Source organism: Sphingobacterium sp. UBA7855 (assembly GCA_002500745.1).
In the GTDB taxonomy this organism is placed as follows: domain Bacteria; phylum Bacteroidota; class Bacteroidia; order Sphingobacteriales; family Sphingobacteriaceae; genus Sphingobacterium.
On record DLST01000018.1, the window covers coordinates 68,068 to 79,493 of the forward strand.

10 protein-coding genes are annotated in these 11,426 nt (G+C 37.5%); 5 read left to right on the top strand and 5 right to left on the bottom strand.

What is annotated here, in order from left to right; translation table 11 throughout:
• Positions 1 to 26: 26 nt before the first annotated feature.
• The 4 genes from B2107_RS16730 to B2107_RS16745 are packed head-to-tail and all read right to left on the bottom strand — an operon-like array spanning position 27 to position 4,770.
• On the bottom strand, positions 27 to 1,187 hold the full coding sequence (locus B2107_RS16730; protein WP_293956814.1) for a glycosyltransferase: 1,161 nt from the start codon (positions 1,185 to 1,187) through the stop codon (positions 27 to 29).
• The gene (locus B2107_RS16735) at positions 1,180 to 2,436 is read right to left on the bottom strand and encodes a glycosyltransferase (RefSeq protein ID WP_293956816.1); all 1,257 of its coding nucleotides are present in this window, start codon (positions 2,434 to 2,436) and stop codon (positions 1,180 to 1,182) included. The genes B2107_RS16730 and B2107_RS16735 overlap by 8 nt, the downstream gene beginning before the upstream one ends.
• Positions 2,433 to 3,491 (bottom strand): glycosyltransferase family 2 protein, encoded by a 1,059-nt coding sequence (locus tag B2107_RS16740; protein ID WP_293956818.1) that lies wholly within the window; start codon positions 3,489 to 3,491, stop codon positions 2,433 to 2,435. The genes B2107_RS16735 and B2107_RS16740 overlap by 4 nt, the downstream gene beginning before the upstream one ends.
• A 49-nt stretch (positions 3,492 to 3,540) precedes the next feature.
• Positions 3,541 to 4,770: a hypothetical protein gene (locus B2107_RS16745; protein ID WP_293956820.1), complete on the bottom strand. Its 1,230-nt coding sequence runs from the start codon at positions 4,768 to 4,770 to the stop codon at positions 3,541 to 3,543.
• A gap of 300 nt (positions 4,771 to 5,070) precedes the next feature.
• Here B2107_RS16745 and B2107_RS16750 point away from each other — a divergent pair, with 300 nt between their 5' ends.
• The 5 genes from B2107_RS16750 (at position 5,071) to B2107_RS16770 (ending at position 10,314) form a co-directional block, all read left to right on the top strand.
• Positions 5,071 to 5,562 (top strand): SixA phosphatase family protein, encoded by a 492-nt coding sequence (locus B2107_RS16750; protein WP_293956822.1) that lies wholly within the window; start codon positions 5,071 to 5,073, stop codon positions 5,560 to 5,562.
• Positions 5,563 to 5,766: 204 nt separating this feature from the next.
• Complete coding sequence (locus B2107_RS16755) at positions 5,767 to 7,767, top strand: thioredoxin domain-containing protein (RefSeq protein WP_293956823.1); 2,001 nt, start codon at positions 5,767 to 5,769, stop codon at positions 7,765 to 7,767.
• Between the two features lie 36 nt (positions 7,768 to 7,803).
• Positions 7,804 to 8,301: an FKBP-type peptidyl-prolyl cis-trans isomerase gene (locus B2107_RS16760; RefSeq protein ID WP_209580491.1), complete on the top strand. Its 498-nt coding sequence runs from the start codon at positions 7,804 to 7,806 to the stop codon at positions 8,299 to 8,301.
• 98 nt (positions 8,302 to 8,399) lie between these two features.
• Complete coding sequence (locus B2107_RS16765; RefSeq protein WP_293956824.1) at positions 8,400 to 9,089, top strand: SMUG2 DNA glycosylase family protein; 690 nt, start codon at positions 8,400 to 8,402, stop codon at positions 9,087 to 9,089.
• 484 nt (positions 9,090 to 9,573) lie between these two features.
• Complete coding sequence (locus B2107_RS16770; RefSeq protein ID WP_293956825.1) at positions 9,574 to 10,314, top strand: hypothetical protein; 741 nt, start codon at positions 9,574 to 9,576, stop codon at positions 10,312 to 10,314.
• A gap of 93 nt (positions 10,315 to 10,407) precedes the next feature.
• On the opposite strand, the gene B2107_RS16775 is transcribed toward B2107_RS16770, so the two are convergent.
• Entirely contained in the window at positions 10,408 to 11,328 is a 921-nt protein-coding gene (locus B2107_RS16775) for an Rpn family recombination-promoting nuclease/putative transposase (protein WP_293956826.1), read from the bottom strand.
• Between the last annotated feature and the right edge of the window lie 98 nt (positions 11,329 to 11,426).

The following is an 11,426-nucleotide window of genomic DNA, read 5'->3' on the forward strand; positions in this document are numbered from 1 at the left end:
ATACTATTTTTCGCGAATGGATAATATTATCCGTTGTTCAAAAACATACCATTCAAAATGGATTCTTCGTGCTCCCGCGTGTAGAATGAATGATAAAACGATTGCGCATATTCCCTTTGTTTTGAATAAAAGCTGTCATTTTCTAAAAGAAGTTTAATGTCATGCGCAAATTGTACTTCGTTATCGGCTACGAGACAACCATTATTTATTTTGTTAATGAGCCCGTCAACCCCCCTTCTATTTGTGACGATTGGAAGGCCATGACTAAGCGACTCCAATACTTTAATTTTTATCCCCGTACCGCTCAGCATCGGACAAATCGTAATTTTGGCACCTGCATAAAACATCCCTAAATCTTCTACAATCCCGTATTTTATCAGTTGCGGATGATCTGGAATTTTTTCGGATATTCGCCCAATTACGTGCACCTTATATTTAGGGATAAGTGGCAATACCGATTCAACAAACCATTTCATACTTTCAGTATTATGGATATTGTCGCTGGCAACATATAGAATGTCTATAAATTTGCTCTCTAGAGTTAGTATCCCACTGTTATTTGAGGATACAGGAAGTAAAGTTACCTTCTTATTGGTGAATTGCTCATAAATATAACGTTCCTCCACTGAGTAGGTCCAGATTTCATCGTACAATGAAAGGATATCCATCTCTTCCTTAAACGCACTTCCGATATACAAACCTGACTTTTCCCTAATCCGCTGTAAAGTCATAAAGTCGTGCGTATCGATAATCTTATAAGCATTTGATGAATTCAATTCGCTTATCAATGAGCCCCAAGTGGAATAACTAATGAGAATAATATCATACTGTTTATCACCAACTAACGATTTTATTCGTTTCGATATAATAGGTGTCAATAAACTGATTTGAGTTACATGCATGACACGATTGATCAAGCGCGGAATTTTATCCGCTACCAAATACTTTATTCGATTTCTTTTGTCAGAATCAGTATTGGTAATCGTAAGATGGACATGGGGGTAAGTAGCTTTAAATTTTTCTATTGATTCAGAATCCCAAAAAAGACATGACAAAAATTCCACTTTGAGTTCCTCCGAATGTTGTTCAAAGTAGGTCAACAGCTGCTTTGCACGTGTCAGATTTCCAGCATGGCTCCAAAATGGATTATCAGGCATAAAATAGAGTACTCGTTTCTTCTTAGCCATAGCTCTTTTTATTTATTACATCGTGAATAAGTCCCAACCAACCCGCTGCCATACTATCCAGACTGTACTTTCTCATCATCTTATTTCCTGCTGTACCCATTTGTTGACGGAGCGCAGAATCATTCATCAATCGTTCAAGATAATGTTCCATTTCCATTTTATCGTTCGCCAAAAACCCATTCTCACCATGCTTTATTAATTCGTTTACCCCAGAACATGTAGCAAAACCTATACTAGGTAAACCAACGGACATTGCTTCGGCCAAAGCAAGCCCAAATCCTTCATATTTGCTTGGAAAAATAAAGATATCCGCATCCTTCATCTTTGCAATGGGATCGTCAGTAAATCCGCGAAGGAAAATTCTTTTGGATAGGCCCAGTTCAAGAATCTGTAATTTCAATCGCTCAACGTCATTACCTATACCCCAAAATTCCAAATCCCATGTCGGGTATTTTTCTACCAAATTAGAGAAAATATCTATCGCTATATGTTGTTGTTTACACGCGGTATCCAATCGTCCAATATGAACTATCTTAAATCTAGATTTTTCATTACTATGTCGAACCCAATCGGTGTCACTTACCTCCTCAATAGGATTCGTAATAACACGGCACTCACCGGCAAAATTATCGGGCAAAAATTCTCGATAACTATCAAAAAGAATTTGGACCCCATCCAACTTACTAAAACTCATGGTCAACAAATCAACCAAATACGATTTCCTTCCCCCCAAGACATTGGAGTAATCATAATCGGGCCTACCATTCACAGAATCTAAAATTGGTACGGATATATTATTTTTATAGGTAATTTCCAACAATGACCCAATAGACATGGTAACAATCAGATTCGGTCTTAACTGATCAATATATCTTTTCCAAGCAATTGCGCGATTTCTTAAATTGTATTGATATAGTTTATCCTCTCCACCCATACGCCTGATCAAACGGCGGTTATACCATTTAGCATACTTCTTTTCTATCTTATATTTTATCCAAAGAAAGGGATTTCTCCCTTTATAATTATATAGGGGGATCTCCTCTTTTTGTTCCAGATTTACGTCATATATGTTTGTAACACGTACGCTTTTAGCCAAAGTAAACACTGGCTTACCAACTACATTTTCATTAGTGGCTATTTCGACTTCATAGCCATTGGCGGATAGAATGTTAGCCAATATCGAGCAGATTTTTTCAGTGCCTCCTATTCCATTTAAAAAATACAAATGCTGTATCAATAGTATCTTCATACATCACTATATTTAGCCCTGATATTTTGACGTAATTTTCGCCTTAATGTAGAGATTGGAATAAATTTAACCCAAAACAATGAACGTTTAAAATTCCTAGCTCTATTTGTCTGATAACTTCTATAAAAATTGTCAAAATCATCGTGGCACTTCGCTGCAAGGAAATGCCTAAACGGAACCGATAATACTTCCAAATCTCCTTCAGACAAATATGGTTCAACATACCCTAACATAAATTTATGCAATAAATTGAAGAGTATTTCTCTTTGATGATCATCAAATGGCATTTTTATATACCTTAATTCAAACGGTTCATGTTCAATAAAAAGAGCCAGTTTAAGCGCTCTCGAGCTAAAAATATCATTTTGATCGTAGAAAACTCTTAGAATTTCCAACCACTGAGGTATTTGTTCTAAGATGCGTGCCGTCTCCTTATTAATGCGTACATGGTTTTGATTCTCATGCTGACGATAGAAATACAGTGCACTCGGATTAAATCCAATCTTATCAGTCATCAAAAAGAGACGATGCGAAAACAACCCATCCTCACAGGGTTGGATTCCTTCTGCAAAACGAATATCGGGATAGGTATCTAACAAGGTCTTTTGGATCAGTAATCCGCAGGTCGGTACAGCAGTCAAACGTGGCGCCCGGGAACAATAGGGCTCTCCCAAAATCAGCAAATCAAAATTTTGCTGTTTAGCAATCGCTAAAGAAGCTGACAAAAATTTGGGTTCAATAGTATCATCAGAATCCAAAAAATAGACATATTCTCCCACTGCGTGGCTTAAACCATTATTTCTCGCTACGGAAACGCCAGCATTTTCCTGATCGAAAAAGTAAATTCTCGGATCTAAAGATGCATACTTTTTACATATTGTAGCAGACGAATCCATACTGCCATCATTAACAAGAATAATTTCGAAGTCCTTTAATTCCTGATTAAGTACACTTTGAATGGTCTCATCCAAATATTTTTCGACATTATATACCGGTATCACTACCGATACAGCAACGCGAGAAGTTCCCTCCGTAATACCAGTTTTTCCCATCATTGACATTTAATATACAAAAATAGCAACAGTAATGATATATTAAATGCTGTTATTTTAATGATTGCTCGATTTTATCTTTGTTTAACGTAAATTCCCGATAACGGAATTCCCCAGATTTATTTCCAATCACAGCCCCCATCTTAATCAACGACTCGTTGCTTCCCATTGGAAAAATGGAACTTCTATAGGCATTATTTTTTAACAGGGGTTTTGGTAATACTTTGAAATTCAAACCATCTTTCGAATAAGCGACATATAGCAACTCTGCTGTATATTTTTTTACTTCACCAACAGCAATACATAGAAAGTAGTATCCGTCAGCATATGTTGCTTGGATATGCCACGGAGAATTTCCATTTCCGAACCTCAACCACGGTTTATTAAGAAAATTGACAATTTTGCTTTCCCGAAAACCTGTAAAATTAATTCCGTCTCCGGAAGTTCTACGAATAACATAAGACGGATCCTTACCCTTAAAACTCTTGGGACCGAGATTCAGCTCAATTTCATAACTTAAAAATTCACTTCCGTCATGGATAAAAGAAGGAGATAACAGGTGATCATCTTTGGGAGTGAAGGGAGGGTTACTGGTAAAAGCAATATTCAAATTCGACCACTTTATACCATCAGTTGACGTTTGCTGTACGATAGTTCGATGTGCATTTTGTTTTAATCGGTCAAAATTACTATTACTTAAAACGCATTTACCTTTCAAAGACTGCGCAGTGATAAAACTGCCTCTATAATAGAGATAGAACTGATTATTCAAATATACCCAATCGACATCCGACCAAAATCCCTGGATCGGATCAACCTTGTTTTCACCAAAACTTTCTGTCGGAAAAGGGGCATTCATGATTGGATTAGTTAGACCGGATGGATTCACCCAGTCAAGACCATCATTTGATACAACAACACTTGGGTTTTCAAATTTCTTTGAATTCTGATTAGTTCCCACTGCTCCAAAATAAGGCGTGAAAACCATCCAATATTTGTAGCCATTTAATTTGTTTGGGAAATAAATAACATCTGGATGACAATAACTAGCGTTTGATCCAGAGATGTCAATAAAATCGAGGGCATTTTTTAGCCCTTTAAAATTAGCATCAGCCATAGTATGGATATTGACAAGCCCTTCATCATTGTCAAAAATCACCGAATCAATGGGATCAACAGTCCAAATTGGGGTTTCAACATCTTGCGCAAAAAAATCCGCCGTACGGTTGCAGCTCAAAAGGGAAATACTTCCATATAGGAGTATCCAAAATTTACAATTCATAAATAAAAATCAAACGATAGAAACAAGAGAATGCTACTAGGCTATAATGTTTTTCAATAAATAAAAATAAGCAGACAACATACAAATGTATTTTTTTCGTTGCAAAATTAACATATTTCTATAAAAAAAAACAACTACTTCCATTTTGAAAATGATGAAATAAAAAACAATCCGAAATTATTTTAAAAACTTCCTGTATTATTATTTGTACTCTTATTCACGCCTGCAGTTGCAACAACACAATGAACCACGGCAACGAGCGTTAATATTTATACGAATATAGAATCAAAAAATTCAATCATGGACAACAGTAAAAAACTTTATATCATCCGACATGCCAAAGCCGAAACCATTCCGGGAATAAATGATTTTGACCGTGCACTTACCTCTGACGGAATACAGCAGGCTAAACAAGTAGCTGCTAAGCTTGCAGCTAAATTGACTCTGGGGGAAAACGCTATGGTAATCAGTTCCCCAGCAAATCGTGCGCTACAAACAACGCGTGTTTTTTTAGAGGTAATGGGCTCATCTTCTTTTGACATTAAAATTGAAGAGACGATCTATGAATGTACATTCAAACACATGTTATCTATCATTAACACAATTCCCGATCATATCGACCATGTATTGCTCTTTGGACACAACCCGACTTTGACTGATTTGGTCGAATACTTAACCCGAAAATCAGCCTATTTGCGGACATCATCCTGCGCAGAAATAAAACTCGACACCGATTTCACCTTTCAGATGCTCAGTGGCAACTGTGCCGATCTCGTACAAATCATTGATTAATCATTCGGAAAGACTATATAGATCTATGATCTGGTCAAAAAGTGAGCTTCAAGTACAAATTATCCATCAGAAATTACAGTAGATGCATTCATTTGCTGACATCAGGAGGAGCACTATGGAGACTGATATGGAGGTTGCAGCGCCCAAACATTAAAAAACATATTTTAGCCTCCATCATGGAGGCTTTTTCACTACCTTCGTCTTATGGCGAATCAATTGCAATTTGAAAATTCACCGTACCTCAAACAGCATGCAAACAATCCGGTAGATTGGATGCCATGGGGGCCGGAAGCTTTAAAAAAAGCAACAGACGAAAATAAACTGATTATCGTAAGCATTGGCTACTCCGCTTGCCATTGGTGTCATGTGATGGAGCGCGAAAGTTTTGAAAATTCTGCCATCGCCCAGACCATGAATAAATTCTTTGTCTCGATCAAAATCGACCGCGAAGAACGCCCCGACATTGACCAAGTTTATATGTTAGCTGTCCAATTGATGACGAATGGGGGCGGATGGCCTTTGAACTGTATCTGTTTACCAGATGGTCGCCCGATTTATGGCGGCACCTATTTTAAACCGCACGACTGGCAGAACATCTTGTTACAAATTGCTCAAATGTGGGAAGACAAGCCCGAAGTCGCATTGGAATATGCCGAAAAGTTAAACAACGGTATTCAAAGGGCTGAAAAACTACCTATCCACTCCATTCCCGAACAGTATACTATTGAAGACTTACGTGAAATTGTAACACCATGGACCGAAACTTTCGATAAAAAAGATGGCGGTTATCAAAGAGCGCCAAAATTTCCACTACCAAACAATTGGTTGTTTTTTCTAAAATATGGAGTACTTGCCGATGATAAAGAGATCTTGAACCATGTGCATTTTACATTGAAAAAAATCGGATCTGGCGGTATATACGACCAGATTGGTGGTGGCTTTGCGCGGTATTCAGTCGATCCCTACTGGCATATCCCTCATTTCGAAAAAATGCTCTATGATAACGGCCAATTGCTATCTTTATACGCCGAAGCTTATCAACAGCATAAAGATCCATTTTATAAAAGAATAATCGAAGAAACGATTGCTTGGGCCGAACGGGAAATGCTTGCCCCCAATCATGGTTTCTACAGCGCTCTTGATGCCGACAGTGAAGGTATTGAAGGAAAATTCTACTCCTTTTCAAAAACCGAATTCGATGAAGTGCTGGGCAAAGACGCTGGACTATTTAGTCAATACTTTAATATTACAGAATTGGGCAACTGGGAGGAAGAGCAAACGAATATTCCTATTTGCGCCATAAATGCAGACCAGTTAGCTGCAAAGGTCAATATGTCAGCTGACGAATGGTCAGAGTTTCTAAAAGATTCGAAGAAAAAATTATATGACTTCCGCGAAAAAAGAGTGCGGCCGGGACTCGACCATAAACAATTGACTTCCTGGAATGCCCTATTCTTAAAAGGACTCGTTGATGCCTATTCCAGTCTGGACAACAGACATTTTCTGGAGCTGGCCTTGAATAACGCACAATTTATATGTAATGAACTTATCCAAAATAATGGGCAATTACTGCATCAGCCAGAAGATAAAAATAGAGCGATTGCAGGCTTCCTCGATGATTATGCATTCACGGTTGAAGCGTTCATAGTATTGTATGAGGCTACATTTGATTTCAATTGGCTAACCAAAGCAAGACAGCTTGCCGACAAAGCTATTGCCTTGTTTTACGATGGATCGCAAAAAACTTTTTATTATACATCATCGGAAGCGGAGCAACTCATCGCACGAAAAAGCGAAATCATGGATAATGTAATCCCATCTTCTTCATCGACCATAACCCGTCAACTGAAACGTCTAGGTCTACTTTTTGATAATGAAAATTATATCGCCATATCAGACCAATTATTAGCGAATGTATTCCCTCAAATCAAGACTTATGGTTCGGCCTATTCAAATTGGGCAATATTATTGCTAGAAGAAAGGTATGGAATCAATGAAATTGCATTGACGGGCAAGAAAGCAATGGCTTTTAAACATGAGCTCGATCAATATTATATTCCAAATAAAATTGTTCTTGGCGGTACAGAAGAAAATCTTCCACTTCTAAAACATAGGGTTGGAAAGGAGACAAAAGCTTATATTTGTAAAAATAGGACCTGCAGTCTGCCTCAGGATTCAATAAAAGCGTTAATAAATTATATTTAATAAACGGTAGCCTCGGCTTCCAAAAATCAAAATCAGATGGCTATAAAAGCAAACGACGTCGTAGCATTGACGTACAGACTTCACACAGTAGAAAACGGTGAAAAAGTTTTCGTTGAAGAAACAACTGCAGAACAACCTTTAGATTTCTTATATGGTGTAGGTATGATGTTACCTAAATTTGAAGAAAACATCGCAGATTTAAATATTGGTGATAAAATTTCATTTGAATTGGCACCTGATGATGCTTACGGTCAAAAAGACGAAAGAGCATTCGCACAATTGCCAGTTGATATGTTCAAAGAAACAGGATTACCTCCAGTGGGAGAAGTATTACCTTTGCAAGACAACCAAGGAAACCAATTCCGTGCGGTGGTAGCTGAAGTTACTCCAGAAATTGTTGTTGCTGACTTAAACCACCCAATGGCTGGTAAAACATTAAATTTCGATATCGAAATCTTAACTGTACGTCCTGCTACTGAAGAAGAATTGTCTCATGGACACTCACATGGTGTAGACGGTACACAAGGGCACTAATTGCGGCCTAGATAACTGAATAAAATAGGGCGCCATTTTGGCGCCCTATTTTATTTATAACTTTTTAAAAAATTATACTGTCCTCAAACGCAATCGATATGTTGACATTTTCAGAAAAAGTAGTTTTATTTAACAAACAACTTCATTATCAAGGGAATTTACCTATAGGGTTCAACGTCATTAATCCTTATCTCGATAATCCCGAGACATTGGTCGTGATGGAACAGTTTTACAAAAAATTTTACCAGGATAACTTACAAAGAAAATTCATTATCGGCATTAATCCGAGCAGGCATGGCGCAGGAGTAACGGGTGTTCCTTTTACCGACACGAAAAGATTAGCTAGCGCATGTGGTATACCAATGCGTTCAGCACACACGCATGAAATATCCTCTGTTTTTATGTACGATATGATCGAAGCCTATGGAGGACCAAACATTTTCTACAAACAGTTTTATATCAATTCGCCTTTTCCCCTAGCAATTGTTCGCGAGACAAATCCGAACAACTGGATCAATGCAAACTATTATGACGATAAGCAGCTTTTTGAAATGGTGAAACCCTTTATGGTTGAATCTCTAAAACAACATATCGCCATGGGGCTCGAAACGGATAAAGTCTTTGTCCTTGGAAAGAAAAATGCTACCTTCCTTGCAAAAATTAATAAAGAAGAGAAACTATTTGAAGAGATGATTATTCTGGACCACCCACGCTATATCCAACAATATAAATCAAAGGACAAGCAACACTATATTGACAACTATATCCAATTATTAAGTGGCTTATAAAATGTGGAGAATTGTAAATCCGCAAAGTTGACACAGTAAAGCCTTTCCTATATTATTTCATCAAGAAGTCCGTGTTTTGTACGTTATTTCACTCTCCTTCGACAATGATTCGAGGCATCTTCGGGCCTTATTCGTACTTGCGAGCACATAAGAGTGTTTTCTGACAGCCTTGCTACCGCCTTATCTCCGAGCCTGACTCGTACTCACCACGGACTCATGTCGCGCTCACTACAGACTTATCTCGAGTATGTGGCGAAGCTGTATCAAAGCATATACGAGTCTCCCTCAGAGCAGCAGTTTTACGTCCATACAAAATTTAAAAACGATCCTTGTATACGTAACTGATAAAATATCCAATGCAATTTTTATAATAGACCTTTACTGGCTATTATGAATTTAATAATTGTTAGTCAAAGGCAATTTTAAATCTCCCAAAAATAAACAATTATTTGGCTTTCAGTATTTTAATTTGCAAATTCAACCCATGGCTATATTAGAAAATGGGAATCTAAAAGGCTTGGTTGGAAACCTTGTCTTTCGAAAATCAAATGAAAAAACTATTGTGCAGACTGCCCCAGGGCGTAAAACAAAACAAACGAAGGGCACAAAAGCAGCTGCTACAGATTTTGGTCATGCGAGTACTGCAGGATCCCGCATACGACATATAATGGCAGAAGTTCACCTCAAATTGCACGATAGCAATATGCACAATCGCCTCATCAATCAGTTGAAAAGAGTCACCCGCCCAAATAGAGCGCCTCTGGGTGAAAAGACGATTCGAGGCGGAAAGATCGATCGGATAGTAAACTTTCAATTCAACGACAAATGCCATATGCATGACTACATGGATTTTGATCCAGAAATAAAATTGTTGGATAAAAAACAAATTGCCATAAAGTTCCCAAAATTTGACATGCAAAACGATATTCATCGTCCAAAATACTGTAATCTCATGAAGCTAAATCTGATGATTGTCGTATTTAATTTCGACAAACAGATCTATGTCCGTAGCCACAAACACCAAATTCCGTTGAGCTTACAGGCAGATCCTAGAACTGTTGAATTGGAAGAATTACGATTTGATGTGAACGATCGAGATGCTGAAACCGTACTTATTGGAATGAATATCGAATACTATGAAAGATTTCGTGAAGATTATGCCCTGCTAAATAGTAAAGATCTGCATCCTGCGGCAATTGTTGGTGCATTTATTATTGAATCTTAAAAGCAAAATATAGACATAGGCACTATAGAGAAAGAAATACCTTAATTGTTTATTATTGATATCACCGAAGAGGCGATTTGATTAAACACGCTATTACAGTTTCTCAATCTCCTCAATTGACAATCCTATAATATCAGCTATGACCTTGGAATCAAAACCACTCTTCAACATCTTTAAGGCTGAGATTCGCTTCTCAGCTTCAGCCTTCGCTCGTTCCTCTTGCCGACCTTTTTCTATTCCCTTTTCCATGCCTTTTTTAATGCCTTTTTCCATGCCTATACGTTCCGCTGTAAGGCGAATGCTTTCCGCATCTCTTTTATCCTTAAGGCTCAATTCATATGCTTTCATATCTTCTGAATTTAGATTTGACACCTCTCCTATGTCAAAGATAAGACCAAAGACACGCTTATCCAAAAATTTCGGTATTTCATTGAGTTTAGACATATGTTTGAAAAGATAAAGCCACATGTCCATAAAACTTTTTATCTCAACCTCCTCTTTGCGAAAATTAGGCAAACAAAGAAGTTTAAAGCCTAACTTATCGTAAAACTGTTCACCTTTCTCACGATCACAAAGTACCACGTCATAATAGTATCGATCATTATCAATGTTATCCAATGCAAAATTAAGAATACCAATGAAATAAACTTCTGGTAACTCATAGGTATTTCCGCTATGTCCGCGTGGAACTAATGTATGTATAAGACGCGAGCTGTAATAAACCATACGATCACGGAAAAAATCTTGGGGAAGTTGTTGCATTTCGATAATGAAATGACTATTGTCATCACTGGTACAATAGAGGTCAAAAATGACTTTACGATTGTGTTCCCGTTCACCAATACGCTCTGTGGGGCGATATTCCAGATCGCGAATAACTTTTTCCCCAGAAAATAGGCCGTTAAGGAAATGGATCAGATTTTCTTTACCACTTCTGGGGCCAAAGTACAGTTTCATACCAAAATCGGTGCACATATCTACATATTTGCCCAAGAGATTATTCTGCTTTTTCATAAACTACATAATTGATTATTTGAATGAAAATACAAATAAAATACATTGAAAGCTAAAAATATTAGTTTTTTTTATTCTGATTAAATCGCTCGATTGTA

Excerpts from the sequence above, each read along its gene's own strand:
- B2107_RS16730 (WP_293956814.1), bottom strand. The coding sequence starts at position 1,187 with ATGGCTAAGAAGAAACGAGTACTCTATTTTATGCCTGATAATCCATTT.
- B2107_RS16735 (WP_293956816.1), bottom strand. The coding sequence starts at position 2,436 with ATGAAGATACTATTGATACAGCATTTGTATTTTTTAAATGGAATAGGA.
- B2107_RS16740 (WP_293956818.1), bottom strand. The coding sequence starts at position 3,491 with ATGATGGGAAAAACTGGTATTACGGAGGGAACTTCTCGCGTTGCTGTA.
- B2107_RS16745 (WP_293956820.1), bottom strand. The coding sequence starts at position 4,770 with ATGAATTGTAAATTTTGGATACTCCTATATGGAAGTATTTCCCTTTTG.
- B2107_RS16750 (WP_293956822.1), top strand. The coding sequence starts at position 5,071 with ATGGACAACAGTAAAAAACTTTATATCATCCGACATGCCAAAGCCGAA.
- B2107_RS16755 (WP_293956823.1), top strand. The coding sequence starts at position 5,767 with ATGGCGAATCAATTGCAATTTGAAAATTCACCGTACCTCAAACAGCAT.
- B2107_RS16760 (WP_209580491.1), top strand. The coding sequence starts at position 7,804 with ATGGCTATAAAAGCAAACGACGTCGTAGCATTGACGTACAGACTTCAC.
- B2107_RS16765 (WP_293956824.1), top strand. The coding sequence starts at position 8,400 with ATGTTGACATTTTCAGAAAAAGTAGTTTTATTTAACAAACAACTTCAT.
- B2107_RS16770 (WP_293956825.1), top strand. The coding sequence starts at position 9,574 with ATGGCTATATTAGAAAATGGGAATCTAAAAGGCTTGGTTGGAAACCTT.
- B2107_RS16775 (WP_293956826.1), bottom strand. The coding sequence starts at position 11,328 with ATGAAAAAGCAGAATAATCTCTTGGGCAAATATGTAGATATGTGCACC.